Genomic DNA, 14468 nt, shown 5'->3' with positions numbered 1-14468 from the left:
CGCGCAATCAGGTGTGTCACGGCCGGATCGGCACAACAACGATTTGCCGCCGCCCGATCAATGCTATGCTCGCCGCATATCGGTGACAAAGGATATTCCTTGTCCGTTTGTTACATTACGTCTCGGTTATAATACTATTAGATATTGGCAGAAATCGGTCTGAACTGACGCTGATTTGTTCGCGGTAGGCTTGAAGCTCGCTTAAAATTCGGCTTATGGGGCACGTTTGTTGCTGCGGAACCAAGGGGATGACGTTTGCCTGTTTCAGGATCGAGACCACTTAGCAGGCGCCGAATTGCCGCGATCAGCGCCGCCGGCCTGCTCAGTCGGTGCGCGTCAGTACCGAACATCGACGGCCTCAGTGGACACGACGTCGGCTTGTCTCGGCGTCCGCCGCAGCCCGATTTAGCGCCGGGGGCGGATCGCTCGCCGCCGGCCGACCCCCGGCCCGGCACTAACGCCGATCCGCTGCAGCAGCAATATGACCTGCAGCGCCGGCTGTCCGCGGCCCCGATCGTGTTCGGCAACCAGGTGACCCTGTTGTCCAGTGGCACCGAGGCATTTCAGGCGATCTTCAAGGCGATCGGTGAGGCCCGCGACAGTATCAATATGGAATATTTCATCCTCGCCGACGTCCAATCCGATGGCGTGCAGCTATCGAGCCTGCTGCATGACCGGCTGGCGGCGGGCGTGAAGCTGAACATGATCTACGACGCCTACGGGTCACGCCACACGCCGGCGGCGTTCTTCGACGCCTTGCGCAAAGCCGGCGCCAAGGTGCTGGAGTTCAACCCGATCAACCCCTTCGCGGACCGGATCGGCTGGTCTCCGAACGACCGTGACCATCGCAAGATCACCGTCGTCGATGGCCGCATCGGCTTGACCGGCGGTGTCAACCTCGACACCGCCTATCAGAACCCGCCCAGCGCGGGAATTCCGGCCAACGGCGACACCAGCAAGGCATATTGGCGGGATACCGCGATCAGGATCGAAGGCCCGGCGGTAGCGGAGTTGCAGAAGTTGTTCTTCGGCACCTGGCGGGAGCAGAAGGCGCCCGCTGCCGCTCCGGCCGACTATTTCCCCTCGCTGCCGCGAAAGGGCGTGCAGACCATCCGCATCATCGGCAGCTCGCCGGGCAACCGAAGTCCATTGTATTACGCCTCGCTGATGACCGCCATGCAAGCCGCCCGCCGACGGGTCTGGCTGTGCAGCGGCTACTTCATCCCACCGCATCAGGAACGTCAGGAACTCGCCCGGATTGCCCGCGCCGGGCTCGATGTCCGGATCGTGGCGCCGGCTTTCAGCGATGTGCAGAGCGCGGTCTATGCCTCCCGCTCCGCCTATGGCGACCTGCTGGAGGCCGGCGCGCACATCTACGAGATGCGCGACGCCGTGCTGCACGCCAAGCTGGCGGTGGTGGACGATACCTGGGCAGTGATCGGCTCATCCAACCTCGACCGCCGCAGCGTTGTGTTTAACAACGAGGTCGACGCGGTGGTGCTCGGGCACAACACCGCGGGGCAGGTTGAGGCGGTCATGCGGCACTACATGCAGGTCGCGCGTGAGGTCGATCTCGGGCGATGGGATCGACGCTCGCTGCCCGAGCGACTGCGGGAAATGCAGGCCAGGGTGTGGCAATACTGGATGTGAGCAACGCCGGTTCTTCGCCTCTCATCGCGGCTCGCCGGGCGAGCACTCCGGGGCAGGCGGACCGATATCGCCCCCCGGCTTGACCACGCCTGCCCTGATTGACCAAACTCTTATCAGCGGGATCGTCCACGGGCATCGGCCACGCGCCGGCTTAAGGCCCCTGGCGGCTCGACGCGTAGAGCGACACCACGAAAGGGAAAGCGATGCCTCAGGTCAGCTTGACGGTCAACGGCAAGCAGCACACGGTAGAGGTGGAAGGACGCACCCTGCTGGTTGAATTACTGCGTGAGAAGTTGGGCCTCACCGGCACCCATATCGGCTGCGATACCAGCCAGTGCGGCGCCTGTGTCGTGCACGTCGATGGGATTTCGGCGAAAGCCTGCACCATGCTTGCGCTTCAGGCGGACGGCACCAGCGTGCTGACGATCGAGGGCCTCGCCGCGGCGGACGGCACGCTGCATCCGATGCAGGAAATGTTCCGCGAACATCACGCCCTGCAATGTGGCTTCTGTACCCCTGGCATGGTGATGACCGCGGTCGACCTGGTGCAGGCGCATCCGGACGGGCTGACCGAGAAGGAAATCCGTGAAGGCCTGGAAGGCAACCTGTGCCGCTGCACCGGCTACCACAACATCGTCAAAGCGATCGCCGCCGCACATCCGTTGATGCACGCCAAAGCGGCCGAATAATGCGCCGCGGCCGATAACAATCGGGGGGAACACTTATGGGATTCGAGGGCATCGGCGCAGCCGTTCGCCGCAAGGAGGATGTCCGATTCCTCAGTGGCCGCGGGAACTACACCGACGACATCAACCGCCCCGGCCAACTGCACGCCATCATCAAGCGATCGGACCGACCGCACGCCACGATCAACGCCATCGACATCGCCCAGGCGTCAGCCGCGCCGGGCGTGGTGAAGGTATTCGTCGGCGCCGATATGGTGGCGGAAAACATCGGCGGGCTGCCGTGCGGCTGGCAGATCCACAACCAGGACGGCTCGCCGATGGCCGAACCGCCGCATCCGGTGCTTGCGGTGGGCAAGGTGCGCCATGTCGGAGACCCGGTCGCCGTGGTAATCGCGGAAACCAAGCAGGCCGCGAAGAACGCCGCCGAATTGATCGAAATCGACTACACCGACCTGCCGGCGGTGGCAAACCTGACCGACGCGGTCGCCCCTGGCGCGGTTCAGCTGCATGACGGCGCCGCCGGCAACCTCTGCTACGACTGGGTGATCGGCGACAAGGCGGTGGTGGACGGCGTGTTCGCCAACGCCGCGCACGTGGTGAAGCTGGACCTGACCAACAACCGGCTGATCCCCAATGCCCTGGAACCGCGCGTCGCGCTCGGTGACTTCGATCCATCCTCGGGCGATTTCACCCTCTACACCACCAGCCAGAACCCGCATGTGATCCGCCTGCTGATGGGCGCCTTCGTGCTGCACATTCCGGAGAACAAGCTACGCGTCGTGGCACCGGATGTCGGCGGCGGCTTCGGGTCGAAAATCTACCATTACGCGGAAGAAGCGATCGTCACCTGGGCCGCCGGCAAACTGCGCCGCCCGGTGAAGTGGACCTGCGAGCGCAGCGAAAGTTTTATGAGCGACGCGCACGGCCGCGACCACGTCAGCACCGCCGAGATGGCGGTCGATAAGGACGGCAGCTTCCTCGGCCTGCGCATCACCACGCTGGCCAACATGGGCGCCTACCTGTCCACATTCGGGCCGGCCGTGCCGACCTATCTGTACGCCACACTGCTGGCCGGAGTTTACAAAACCCCGGTGATCTACTGCAACGTCAAGGCGGTGTTCACCAACACCGTGCCGGTGGACGCCTATCGCGGTGCCGGCCGCCCCGAAGCGACCTTCCTGCTGGAGCGGCTGGTCGATGTCATCGCCCATGATACCGGCCTCGACCGGATCGAACTGCGGCGCAAGAACTTCATCCCGGCCAACGCCTTCCCCTATCAGACCCCGGTGGCGCTGCAGTACGACAGCGGCGACTACCAAACCACACTGAAGGTTGGCCTAAAGAACGCCGATTGGGACGGTTTCGCGGCTCGTCGTGCCGAGGCCAAGGCGCGCGGCAAGCTGCGGGGCATCGGCATCTCCACCTATGTCGAGGCCTGCGGCATCGCGCCGTCGGCGGTGGTCGGGTCACTGGGCGCCCGAGCCGGACTGTATGAGGTGGCGGAGATCCGGGTTCATCCGACCGGCAGTGTCACCGTGTTCACCGGCACCCACAGTCACGGCCAGGGACACGAAACCACCTTCGCGCAACTCGTGGTCGATCAGCTCGGGGTGCCATTCGACCAGATCGAGGTCGTGCACGGCGATACAGCGAAGATTCCCTTCGGCATGGGCACCTATGGCAGCCGCAGTCTTCCGGTCGGCGGATCGGCCATGGTCAAGGCGATGGACAAGGTCATCGCCAAGGGCAAGAAGATCGCCGCGCATCTGATGGAAGCCTCGGTCGAGGACATCGAGTTCAAGGACAACACATTTCGCGTCGCCGGCACCGACAAGTCGAAGACGCTGACAGACATCTCGCTGGCCGCCTACGTGCCGCACAACTACCCGATCGAGGAACTGGAACCGGGACTCGACGAAACCGCGTTCTACGATCCGAAGAACTTCACCTTCCCCGGCGGCTGCCACATCGCCGAGGTCGAGATCGATCCGGAAACCGGTTCGGTGGAGATGATCAACTTCACCGCGGTCGATGACGTCGGCCGCGTGGTCAACCCGATGATCGTCGAAGGCCAGGTGCAGGGTGGCGTCGCCCAGGGCATCGGCCAAGCGCTGATGGAGGCCTGCAACTACGACCCCAGTGGACAACTTCTGACGGGGTCGTTCATGGACTACACGATGCCCAGGGCAAACGACATCCCCAGGCTGTCGGTCGCCACCGAGAACACCATGTGTACGCACAACCCGTTGGGGTCGAAAGGCTGTGGCGAAGTCGGTGCGATTGGTTCCCCGCCGGCGGTAATCAATGCCGTGATGGATGCACTGAAGGACTACGGTATACGACATCTGGACATGCCGGCGACCGGGGCCAAACTCTGGTCCATCATCCAAGGTGCCCAACCGCGGATTGCGGCGGAATAGACCAGCCAGGGCCGCGCGCCGGATTTAGCTGCCGCGACCCGACCGGAACGACAGCGACCAAACGCCGCAAACAGCGGCCGGAACGAAGAGGCAGAGGGAATACCGCAATGTACGATTTCACCTATCAGAAGCCCGGCAGCCTTGCAGATGCGGTGAAGATCCTGACAGACGACCCGGAGGCGAAGGCGCTTGCCGGCGGTCAGACCTTCATTCCTGTACTGAAACAACGACTGAACAAGCCGTCCACGGTGATCGACCTGGCCAAACTGGGACTTTCCGGAATCACTGTTTCCGGTGACAAGATAACCATCGGAGCGATGACCACGCACGCCGCAATCGCCAGCAATCCCGACATCAAGGCCAAGATTCCCGGTCTGCAGCATCAGGCCTCTATGATCGGCGACGAGGCGGTGCGCCATCGCGGCACCATGGGCGGTTCTCTTGCGAATAACGATCCGGCCGCTTGCTACCCATCCGCGCTGCTGGCGCTCGGCGGCACCATCAAGACCGACCGCCGCTCGATCCTCGCTGACGATTTCTTCCAGGGCATGTTCACCACCGCGCTGGAACCGGGCGAGATCATCACCGCCGTCGAGCTGCCGATCCCCGAGAAATCGGCCTACGAGAAGTTCCGCAACCCCGCTTCGCGCTACGCCATCGTCGGTGTGTTCGTGGCGAAATTCCCAACTGGCGCGCGGCTGGCCATCACCGGCGCGAGCCAGGGCGGGGTGTTTCGCCACGCCGAGATGGAAAAAGCACTGTCGGCCAATTTCTCGCCCGACGCGATTGGCGGCATCGTCAGTCCGGCGGATGATCTGAACAGCGATATCCATGCCAGCGCCGAATATCGGGCGCACCTGATCGGCGTGGTGTCGAAACGAGCGGTGGCAAAGGCGGCTTGAGCACGGGAATCCCGCCGCCTGCGTTCGCCGCGTCCATCCGGCAAACGCCGGCGGTTGTTGACGATCTGCCCCGGCGATCCAGATATGTCCCATCTGGCTAGCGAACTTTCCAGCCTATTTTGATCGAATCGTTCTCAGTTTGCGGATAAAACCAACTGGATCGACCCACGCCGACGGGCTATGCCCTCGGACACGTGGAACAACGCGCGCGATGATCGGAGAGAAGATGGACGACGAGAGCAAGTGCCCAGTCATCGGCAAGACCGATAGGAACGCGGTCGTTCTGGAAATGTCGAACCGCCTATGGTGGCCGAATCAGCTCGACCTGAAGATTCTCCACCAGAACCCGCCGCAGTCCGACCCCTTGGGCGAAGGATTCAACTACGCCGAGGCGTTCAAGAGCCTCGACCTGCACGCGGTAAAGCAGGACCTTTTCGCACTGATGACGACGTCGCAGGACTGGTGGCCGGCCGACTATGGCCACTACGGGCCGTTCTTCATCCGCATGGCATGGCACAGCGCGGGCACCTATCGCATCGGCGACGGCCGCGGCGGCGCTGCGTCCGGCACCCAACGCTTCGCGCCGCTCAATAGCTGGCCCGACAATGCGAACCTCGACAAGGCGCGTCGATTGCTGTGGCCGATCAAGCAGAAATACGGACGCAAGCTGTCCTGGGGCGACCTGATGATTTTGGCCGGTAATTGTGCCCTGGAATCGATGGGTTTCAAGACGTTCGGTTTCGGCGGTGGGCGCGCCGACATCTGGGAACCAGAAGAGGACATCTACTGGGGGTCCGAGGACACCTGGCTCGGCGACAAGCGCTACACTGGCGACCGACAGCTGGAGAACCCCCTCGCCGCCGTCCAGATGGGTCTGATCTACGTCAATCCCGAGGGACCGAACGGCAACCCCGATCCGCTCGCCGCGGCCCGCGACATCCGCGAAACCTTCGCGCGCATGGCGATGAACGACGAGGAGACGGTTGCCCTGATCGCCGGGGGACATACCTTTGGTAAAACCCATGGCGCCGCCGACCCCAACCAATATGTCGGCCCTGAACCCGAGGGCGCCAGCACCGAACAGCAGGGCCTCGGCTGGAAGAATAGCTTCGGCCACGGCAACGCCGGCGACACCATCACCAGCGGGTTGGAAGGCGCATGGACGACGCAACCGGCGAAGTGGGACAACAACTTTTTCGACAACCTGTTCAACTTCGAATGGGAACTGACGAAGAGCCCGGCCGGCGCGTCACAATGGACGCCGAAGGATCCCTCCGCCGCGGGCATCGTGCCTGACGCGCACGACCCATCGAAGCGCCATGCCCCGATGATGCTGACCACCGACCTGGCCCTGAAGGTGGACCCGATCTACGCGCCGATTTCGAAGCGCTTCCACGAAAGCCCGGACGCGTTTGCGGACGCCTTCGCCAAGGCCTGGTACAAGCTGACGCACCGTGACATGGGGCCGTTCAAACGCTGCCTTGGCGCACTGGCTCCGACGCAGCCGCAACATTGGCAGGACCCGGTCCCCGACGTCGATCATGAACTGATTGGCCAGCAGGACATCGCCGCCCTCAAGGGCAAGATCCTCGCCTCCGGCCTGACCATTTCCCAACTGGTCACCACCGCCTGGGCGTCGGCGTCAACCTTCCGCGGCACCGACAAACGCGGCGGGGCGAACGGGGCCCGCCTGCGCCTCTCGCCGCAGAACGCTTGGGAAGTCAGCCAGCCGGCCGAATTGGCGAAGGTCCTGCAGACGCTGGAGCCGATCCAGACCGCATTCAACAGTTCGCAGTCCGGCGGGAAAAAGGTTTCGCTCGCCGACCTGATCGTTCTTGGCGGGTGCGCGGCCGTCGAGCAAGCCGCGAACAAAGCCGGCCACGCTGTCGAGGTGGCCTTCACGCCAGGCCGCACCGATGCGTCGCAGGACCAGACCGACGTGGAGTCGTTCGCCGTACTGGAACCGACCGCGGACGGGTTCCGCAACTACCTGCGGCCAGGACAGCAGCAACCGGCCGAGAAGCTGTTGGTGGATAGGGCGCACCTGCTGACGCTGACCGCCCCTGAAATGACGGTTCTCGTCGGCGGCCTGCGCGTGCTCAACGCAACCGTCGGGCATAGCAAACTCGGTGTCTTCACCAGCCGGCCCGAGACGTTGACCAACGACTTCTTTGTCACCCTGCTCGACATGAATCTGACGTGGCAGCCGTCGGCCACGTCCGAAGGGGCGTTCGAGGGGCGCAGTCGCGCGACCGGTGAGGTCAAGTGGACCGGCACCAACGTCGATCTCGTCTTCGGTTCGAACTCCCAACTTCGAGCCCTGGCGGAAGTCTATGCTAGTGACGACTTCGGGCGGGCGTTCGTGCACGACTTTGCCCGCGCATGGACCAAGGTGATGAACCTCGATCGCTTCGACTTGACCTGACCGTGGCGGGAAGATCTTCTTTCGGCGCCTGCAATATCCTGACTCAGGCTGGGATATTGCAGGCCGCGAGGGCTGACCACCCCTGCTGACACCGATGCCAACGCTGCCGCCATTTCAACGCGGTGGCCACGTCGCGGCTGTGCTACAGCCCGCCCAAAAGGGCGTTGGCGCATTGGCACGAAAACGAAAACCGATGTCGCCCAGCAAGTGATCCCGACAATGCGGGCGGACCAAGCCGGTCTCAGGGCTGCCGGCATTATCCGCTTGTCGCTGTCTGGCTCCGCCGCGCGCGGTGATGCCGACGCCGGCGTGAAACTCGCGGCCGGGTTTGATCCAGAGGCCCACATGAACTTGCTGAGCCTCGCGGCGCTGCAGAGCATGGTGGGACGGTATCCGTGGTATGGATAACCGGTTGCGCCACCTACGACCCCATCAATCTCAAAATCTTATGGAAAGCCGCCCGGAACGCACCGCCCGGAACGGGTGCCCTCGTTCGGAGCGGATGCGCGGCAAGTGCTGGAGCGGCGGCGAGCAGCAGGCTATGTTCTAAGCCATCCTCGGCACTGTCACCCCGATCATATCCCCCTCCCGCACAATCCCTGCCAGCCGCGCCTCATCCCAATCATCCGTGCCTGCGGGCCTGGCCGGCAGCACCATCCAACGATAATCCGCCGTCGAATCGACGACGCGAACCTTGACTGCATCCGGAATGACCGTCTTCCACTCCGCCGCCAGCAGCCCCCTCGGATCGCGCACCGCCCGCGCCCGGAAAGCCGCCGACTTGTACCAGAACGGCGGATATCCCAACACTGCGCGCGGGTAGCAACTGCACAGCGTGCAGACCACCAGATTGTGCACCTCGGCAGTATTCTCCAGCACCCCCAGCGGAGGCATGCCGCGCATCGGAATCCCGAGTGCCTCGGCGGCCTTTGCCCCATCCTCCAGCATCGACACCCGATACCCGGGATCGACCCAGGCGCGAGCCACCATCCGCGCGCCCTGCCCCGGGCTGGCCGCATCGGTCGCCGCCATGCGCTGCCGGACTTCCTCGGTCGACACAATACCCTTGTTCTCCAACAACGACCGAACCGCCAACAGCAAACGGTCGCTATCCGTGTCCAGGATGTTCATGGCCGCTCCAGCCAATGTTCGAAGATCTCGATCAGCAGCTCGTCATCCGGCCTGGCTTCCAGCCAGATCGCGCCTTTGCGGAACCGCACATGATAAAGCCCCTGGCGCTCAGCTGCTCGGCCGAACGCCAGGTCCTCGGGATTGGGGAACTCGCCCAGACGCCGCACCACCTCACCGGTCACGCCGCGCACGTAATGCGGCGTACGAATGTGCACCGGGCCGGTCGCCTCGGGCCAGGCGTCCTTGACCCGCACGGTATCGCCGGCCGCGAACATCACAAACCGCCCATTGCCGTCTGAAGTTCCTCTTGAGTAATGACCCTGCTGCGCAAAAGGTTGTCGGCGATCGAGCGTATCCAGCGCTGGTAGTAGCTCAGCCGATGATATTCGGCCTCCGGGATCGCCTCGATTCCGCGGCGCAGTTCATCAACCGACATCAGCTTCTTCGCCGCCAGCATCTGGCGCAGCGCATCGACCTCGCGGTCGAAATCTGTCAGCCCGTGCGGCTTGGTGTCCACCGGCTCGCACATGAATTTCGACGCCCCGCCCAGGTCGTGGTGCGCCCGCTTGGCTTCCTTGTCCATGCGCCAACGTTAGCGCATTGTGCAACCGCTGCAACCAGGGGCGCCGATGCTGCTGACTGCCGACGATCCGCCGCCGTTCCGTGTGCTACGCGAAGCCGGTGCCTCCGACCTGTTGCTCACCGCCGACCACGCCGGCCGGGCGATACCCACCGCGCTCGGCGACCTCGGCCTGGCCGAGGCTGAACGCGCACGCCACATTGGCTGGGACATCGGCATCGCCGCGGTCACCGAACGGCTGGCGGACCTGCTGGATGCCACCGCGGTGCTGCAGACCTATTCCCGGCTGGTGATCGACTGCAACCGCGACCCGTCCTGGCCAAGCGCGATGCCCGAGGTCAGCGAATATACCGAGATCCCCGGCAACAAGGACCTGTCCGCACAGGCGAAAGCCACCCGTGTCGCCGCCATCTTCACCCCCTACCACGACCGCATCCGCGGCCTGTTGGACGCTCGCGCGCACCGCCGTTCGGTGCTGGTCGCGATGCACAGCTTCACGCCTTCGTTCAAAGGCGAAGCCCGAGCCATGCAGGTCGGCATGCTGTACAACAAGGACGCGCGGCTGGCGCGCATCCTGCTGGATCTGCTGCGCAACGAACCCGATCTGATTGTCGGCGACAACGCGCCTTATGCCATTACCGACGACAGCGACTACAGCGTCCCGACCCATGGCGAGCAGCGTGGGCTGCCGCATGTCGAGATCGAGATCCGCCAGGACCTGATCGCCGACGCCAACGGCCAGAACGCCTGGGCGCATCGTTTCGCCCGCCTGTTGACCACCGCCGATGCGATGCTGAAAGCCGCCGCCCAAGCGGACGGCCGCTGATGCCGACCGCGGCGGCCAGGACCGCGCCCCGCCCGCCGCCACAACGGCCGCGCAAGCCGAAGCCGATGACCAGGGCCGAGGTCAGCGCCTTCATCGACGCTCTGGCGGCGCATAACCCGGCGCCGGAAACCGAACTCAGCTTCGCCGACCCGTTTACCCTGCTGGTGGCGGTGGTGTTGTCGGCGCAGGCCACCGACCTCTCGGTGAACCGCGCGACCGAGACCTTGTTCCAGGTCGCTCCGACGCCGAAGGCGATGATCGAACTCGGCGTGGACGGCGTGGCGTCCCACATCCGCTCGATCGGCCTGTGGCAGACCAAGTCCCGCAATGTCGTGCAACTCGCCCGTGAATTGGAGTCAAGCCACGACGGCAAGGTGCCCGCCGATCGCACGGCGTTGGAAGCGTTGCCCGGGGTCGGCCGCAAGACCGCCAATGTCGTGCTTAACGTGGCCTTTGGCGAGGCCACGATGGCGGTGGACACCCACATTTTCCGCCTCGGCAACCGCACCGGCCTGGCCCCCGGCAAGACCCCGCGCGAGGTCGAGGACGGCCTGCACAAGCGCCTGCCGCGCCGACGTCTGCGTGACTCCCATCACTGGCTGATCCTGCACGGACGTTACGTCTGCAAGGCGCGACGGCCGGAGTGCTGGCGCTGCGTGGCGGCAGCCTGGTGCCATTACCGCGACAAGGTTACGGCGCCCGAAACCGAACAACGGCCCTGAGCCTTGAACCGTCAGGCGCCTCGCACCGCGCCGACCGGCGCCGCGGCGATCCGGTGCCGGAGGATGCGCTCACGATCCCGGGCCGGCCACATCAGCAACAGCCCGGCGATCCCGCCGATGATCTGCGCCGAACCGCTCACCATGTAGCCGTTCTGATAGCCATCCAGCACCGTGGTCGCGCCCTGGATCAGGCTGCCGCTGACATAGGGCGCGATGATGCCGGCCAGGGTGTAGATCGCCCCGAAGATGGCGATCACCGCCCCGCGCTGCGCGATCGGAGTGAATTCGGCGATCATCGGCGCGCACACCACGTAGATCGGACCGGTCAGTCCGCCGCCGACGACCAGCAGCGCCAGTTTCCCGGCCGCATCGGACACGTGCGGCACCGCCAGCACCAGCAGGCCGCCAACGATCATAGGCACGCAGCCCAATACTCCACGGGCGATCCGGCTGCTGACCCCGCGCGCCACCAGTATCTGAGAGGTCCAGCCCGCCAGCATGACCGTACAGGCGCCCATCAGCCAGGGCAGTGTCGAGATGAAGCCGGCGCTGGCCTGCGAGAAGCCCAGCGCCTTGATCACGAATGGGGTGAACCAGGTCAGCCCAAGCGACAGTGCCCAATAGGCCCCGAAGCAGGCCACCACGCTGCCGATGAAGGTCGGCGCAAGCAAGATTCGGGAGTAACCGACCCGTGAGGAGCCCGCCTCCGGCATCGGCGGGTCGACGATCGGGCCTTCCCGGCCCAGCAACCACCAGCCCACCACCCAGCACAATCCGACGATCCCGAGCGTTCCGAAGGCCCAGTGCCAGGAGGCGTGGACGATGATCATATTCAGCAGCGGCAGCGCGACGACGACGCCGACCGCCGCGCCCTGCGACAGGATCGCGGTCGGGATGGTGCGTTTCTCGTCGGGGAACCATTTGTAGATGGCGTGCAGCCCGACCGACCCGGCCGGTCCCTCGCCGGCGCCCAACACGATCCGGCAAATCAACAGCGTGGCGAAGCTGACGGTCCCGATCATGGGAAATTGCGCCAGTGCCCATACCATTGCTATCAGCAGGATGATCCGGCGGGTCGAATAGCTATTGGCGGCGAAGCCGACCAGGATGCCGGAGATCGAGAACAACAGGAAAAAGCTGGATCCCAGCAGGCCATATTCCCGAGGCGATAGGCCAAGTTCGCGCATGATCGGCACGGCGGCGAGGCCGACGACCGCCTTATCGGCGAAATTCACCAGCATGTACAGGAACAACATGCCGGCGACTGTCCAGGCGCCTTTGGGGGTCTGCATCCGGTTTCCTCGACGTCTGGCTCGCTCTGTTCGGCGATTTGTTGGGCTCGATCAGCCTCGGACGCAGCCTATGTCCAATCGGGATCGCCAACAACGGCCGTCGCGACCTGCCGAACCGGCGGCCTGGCCTAGGCCGAAAGTGTGTGGCCCACGCCGGCTTGTTCGCCGGATCGGAACGAACGGAAACCGGTTTCTAGGCTACCTGACGCAGGCAGGATCGGGCGACGCGCGATACGCTGCGCACGCCTACCACCTGGGTCAGGTTGCCCTCCACAAGGTGGACGACCTCCGCCGGCATCGCCTCCATGGCGATCTCCACGTGAACCGTATCGCCGGCACGGTGGGACCACATCCGGTCAGGCACAAGGTCACGCTTTGCATAAGGCTGCAACAGGCGCGATAGAAGCCCCGGCGAAACATCGGCATCGAGCAAAAATCGGACGAAAACGACGGACGGCTGTTCAGGTGTCAGGTCAACGGACATCAGAAGAATCTCCAGGCGGATGATCAAAAAAGCGGGACTATCCCCGGCTGCTAGGCAGCCGGGCCGCTAATTCGAAGGCTCTGGAACCCGTTTCGCATAAGTCTGTATACCACTACCGCGCCGGCCAGTCTACTTCCGGCAGCCTCAGCAAGGGCACCAACCCTATAGAGAGTGTGCGATATTGTAGCTTCAGAGGTACATCTACCGACGACGGGTCATCCGCGTCGCTGGTAGCCGCCATCAGCGAAAGCACCGCCTTCGCAGCCGTCGCCGCCGGCCGGGTCAGCGCTCCCGACGCCGCTAGCCTGTCAAGCGTCTCGGCATAGCCGATAATCCGCCCGTTGCCGCTGCCCATCGGTTGAAGCTGATCATCCAACGCTAGCCTGGCCGAGGATGTCAGACCCAACGGCCCCCACCCCATCGCCAGATGGGCTATGTTCAGCGACCCCCCGGCATTCCGCCAAGCCTCGGCCCATTGCCTGCTGTCTTGGCCGTCAGACTGCGGCAGGTCGGTCAGCGTCCCCTCCGCCGAAAGCGACGAGACATTGGTCCCAAGCGGCCATCTGACGACCGCCGGCAGGGCAATCGCCTCCGAACCGATGGAGAATGAGGTGCCCGGCTTGGGCTGGCCCGCGGCGGCAGAGTCAGCGATTTCCGCCTGGGCGTTCAAAAGGCCGACCGTCAAGTGCCAGGCGCCGGTCGCCGGTTCCAGGCGCAGCCCGCGCGCGTGCAGCGCGACCGATTGCGGTCCGGTCGGTTGCAGCGGCACCGTCGCCACCGCGGTCTCACCGGTGACGATCACATCAGGCAGTTCGCCGGCTCGCACATGCATCGGTCCGTCCAGCGACAGGCCCAACGTGGTCGGATCGAACAGCGCGACCGAAAGATCTAGCCCAGCCAACGCCAGTCTCACATCGCCCGGGACCATCGGCCCCGCATGGCGGAGTGTCAAGTTAGGCACCGTCACCACAGCCGACCGAGGCCAGCCGCCGATCGACGGCGGCCCCGATTCGATTTGCCAGCCGTCAGCAACCTGTTCAGCCGCCCACGCCTGATACCCTGACCGCAGCCGTTCGGCCGCGATTCGCCAGTAGATAGCCTCGCCCACCAGCAGAACGATCGGGACAATGAGAACGATCCAGAATCCCCTGCGCATCATGCGCCCGGCTGACGGGCGGGCATTTTTCCGGGAATACCGCGGCTTCGGCGACAAAGTAGCAGCCGGTGTTCGGCCTTCAACCTGGAGACGAACGTGAGCGTTTCGTCCACAAACTCGATGATTATGTGCAACTCAGTAATGTTCATCATTAATGCCATCGTTTCAGGTGATTGCAGGATGTTTTTCAAGCC

At 64.3% G+C, this 14468-nt stretch carries 14 protein-coding genes; 7 read left to right on the top strand and 7 right to left on the bottom strand.

Translation table 11 applies throughout. From position 1 onward, the window contains the following. Positions 1 to 378 precede the first annotated feature (378 nt). The 5 genes from ACQY4Y_RS15790 to katG all read left to right on the top strand — a co-directional run bounded on the left by ACQY4Y_RS15790 (position 379) and on the right by katG (position 8083). Positions 379 to 1650 carry a phospholipase D-like domain-containing protein gene (locus ACQY4Y_RS15790; RefSeq protein WP_428491556.1) on the top strand — a complete coding sequence of 424 codons (1272 nt, stop codon included), beginning with the start codon at positions 379 to 381 and terminating at the stop codon, positions 1648 to 1650. 203 nt (positions 1651 to 1853) lie between these two features. After that, entirely contained in the window at positions 1854 to 2339 is a 486-nt protein-coding gene (locus tag ACQY4Y_RS15785; RefSeq protein ID WP_428491555.1) for a (2Fe-2S)-binding protein, read from the top strand. 35 nt (positions 2340 to 2374) lie between these two features. After that, entirely contained in the window at positions 2375 to 4756 is a 2382-nt protein-coding gene (locus tag ACQY4Y_RS15780; RefSeq protein ID WP_428491554.1) for a xanthine dehydrogenase family protein molybdopterin-binding subunit, read from the top strand. Positions 4757 to 4863: 107 nt separating this feature from the next. After that, positions 4864 to 5658: an FAD binding domain-containing protein gene (locus ACQY4Y_RS15775; RefSeq protein WP_428491553.1), complete on the top strand. Its 795-nt coding sequence runs from the start codon at positions 4864 to 4866 to the stop codon at positions 5656 to 5658. Positions 5659 to 5884: 226 nt separating this feature from the next. Next, positions 5885 to 8083 (top strand): catalase/peroxidase HPI, encoded by a 2199-nt coding sequence (katG, locus tag ACQY4Y_RS15770; RefSeq protein ID WP_428491552.1) that lies wholly within the window; start codon positions 5885 to 5887, stop codon positions 8081 to 8083. 546 nt (positions 8084 to 8629) lie between these two features. Here the strand turns inward: katG and ACQY4Y_RS15765 are convergent. Genes ACQY4Y_RS15765 through ACQY4Y_RS15755 form a run of 3 tightly spaced genes read right to left on the bottom strand, consistent with a single transcriptional unit; the run spans position 8630 to position 9797 of the window. Then, the gene (locus tag ACQY4Y_RS15765; RefSeq protein ID WP_428491551.1) at positions 8630 to 9214 is read right to left on the bottom strand and encodes a nitrile hydratase subunit alpha; all 585 of its coding nucleotides are present in this window, start codon (positions 9212 to 9214) and stop codon (positions 8630 to 8632) included. Continuing rightward, the gene (locus ACQY4Y_RS15760) at positions 9211 to 9489 is read right to left on the bottom strand and encodes an SH3-like domain-containing protein (protein ID WP_428491550.1); all 279 of its coding nucleotides are present in this window, start codon (positions 9487 to 9489) and stop codon (positions 9211 to 9213) included. The genes ACQY4Y_RS15765 and ACQY4Y_RS15760 overlap by 4 nt, the downstream gene beginning before the upstream one ends. Next, the gene (locus tag ACQY4Y_RS15755; RefSeq protein ID WP_428491549.1) at positions 9489 to 9797 is read right to left on the bottom strand and encodes a nitrile hydratase; all 309 of its coding nucleotides are present in this window, start codon (positions 9795 to 9797) and stop codon (positions 9489 to 9491) included. The genes ACQY4Y_RS15760 and ACQY4Y_RS15755 overlap by 1 nt, the downstream gene beginning before the upstream one ends. 46 nt (positions 9798 to 9843) lie before the next feature. Between ACQY4Y_RS15755 and ACQY4Y_RS15750 the strand changes: the two genes are divergently transcribed. Beyond that, entirely contained in the window at positions 9844 to 10620 is a 777-nt protein-coding gene (locus tag ACQY4Y_RS15750; RefSeq protein ID WP_428491548.1) for an N-formylglutamate amidohydrolase, read from the top strand. After that, on the top strand, positions 10620 to 11342 hold the full coding sequence (gene nth, locus ACQY4Y_RS15745; RefSeq protein WP_428491547.1) for an endonuclease III: 723 nt from the start codon (positions 10620 to 10622) through the stop codon (positions 11340 to 11342). Before ACQY4Y_RS15750 ends, nth begins: the two co-directional genes overlap by 1 nt. Before the next feature lie 11 nt (positions 11343 to 11353). Here nth and ACQY4Y_RS15740 read toward each other — a convergent pair whose 3' ends face one another. From ACQY4Y_RS15740 to ACQY4Y_RS15725, 4 genes are all read right to left on the bottom strand, one after another. Beyond that, complete coding sequence (locus ACQY4Y_RS15740) at positions 11354 to 12634, bottom strand: MFS transporter (protein ID WP_428491546.1); 1281 nt, start codon at positions 12632 to 12634, stop codon at positions 11354 to 11356. Positions 12635 to 12827: 193 nt separating this feature from the next. Beyond that, positions 12828 to 13118: a hypothetical protein gene (locus tag ACQY4Y_RS15735; RefSeq protein ID WP_428491545.1), complete on the bottom strand. Its 291-nt coding sequence runs from the start codon at positions 13116 to 13118 to the stop codon at positions 12828 to 12830. Positions 13119 to 13230: 112 nt separating this feature from the next. Next, positions 13231 to 14274 carry a DUF2125 domain-containing protein gene (locus ACQY4Y_RS15730; protein WP_428491544.1) on the bottom strand — a complete coding sequence of 348 codons (1044 nt, stop codon included), beginning with the start codon at positions 14272 to 14274 and terminating at the stop codon, positions 13231 to 13233. Further along, positions 14274 to 14465 (bottom strand): hypothetical protein, encoded by a 192-nt coding sequence (locus ACQY4Y_RS15725; RefSeq protein ID WP_428491543.1) that lies wholly within the window; start codon positions 14463 to 14465, stop codon positions 14274 to 14276. Before ACQY4Y_RS15725 ends, ACQY4Y_RS15730 begins: the two co-directional genes overlap by 1 nt. Positions 14466 to 14468: the final 3 nt, after the last annotated feature.

It is taken from the genome of Rhodopila sp. (assembly GCF_965277165.1).
GTDB lineage: Bacteria > Pseudomonadota > Alphaproteobacteria > Acetobacterales > Acetobacteraceae > Rhodopila.
The sequence above is the reverse complement of the archived record's forward strand: the minus strand, read 5'-3'. Positions and strand labels throughout refer to the sequence as shown.

Coding starts and splice junctions, on each gene's coding strand:
- ACQY4Y_RS15785 (WP_428491555.1), top strand. CDS start 1,854: ATGCCTCAGGTCAGCTTGACGGTCAACGGCAAGCAGCACACGGTAGAG.
- ACQY4Y_RS15780 (WP_428491554.1), top strand. CDS start 2,375: ATGGGATTCGAGGGCATCGGCGCAGCCGTTCGCCGCAAGGAGGATGTC.
- ACQY4Y_RS15775 (WP_428491553.1), top strand. CDS start 4,864: ATGTACGATTTCACCTATCAGAAGCCCGGCAGCCTTGCAGATGCGGTG.
- katG (WP_428491552.1), top strand. CDS start 5,885: ATGGACGACGAGAGCAAGTGCCCAGTCATCGGCAAGACCGATAGGAAC.
- ACQY4Y_RS15765 (WP_428491551.1), bottom strand. CDS start 9,214: ATGAACATCCTGGACACGGATAGCGACCGTTTGCTGTTGGCGGTTCGG.
- ACQY4Y_RS15760 (WP_428491550.1), bottom strand. CDS start 9,489: ATGTTCGCGGCCGGCGATACCGTGCGGGTCAAGGACGCCTGGCCCGAG.
- ACQY4Y_RS15755 (WP_428491549.1), bottom strand. CDS start 9,797: ATGGACAAGGAAGCCAAGCGGGCGCACCACGACCTGGGCGGGGCGTCG.
- ACQY4Y_RS15750 (WP_428491548.1), top strand. CDS start 9,844: ATGCTGCTGACTGCCGACGATCCGCCGCCGTTCCGTGTGCTACGCGAA.
- nth (WP_428491547.1), top strand. CDS start 10,620: ATGCCGACCGCGGCGGCCAGGACCGCGCCCCGCCCGCCGCCACAACGG.
- ACQY4Y_RS15740 (WP_428491546.1), bottom strand. CDS start 12,634: ATGCAGACCCCCAAAGGCGCCTGGACAGTCGCCGGCATGTTGTTCCTG.
- ACQY4Y_RS15735 (WP_428491545.1), bottom strand. CDS start 13,118: ATGTCCGTTGACCTGACACCTGAACAGCCGTCCGTCGTTTTCGTCCGA.
- ACQY4Y_RS15730 (WP_428491544.1), bottom strand. CDS start 14,274: ATGCGCAGGGGATTCTGGATCGTTCTCATTGTCCCGATCGTTCTGCTG.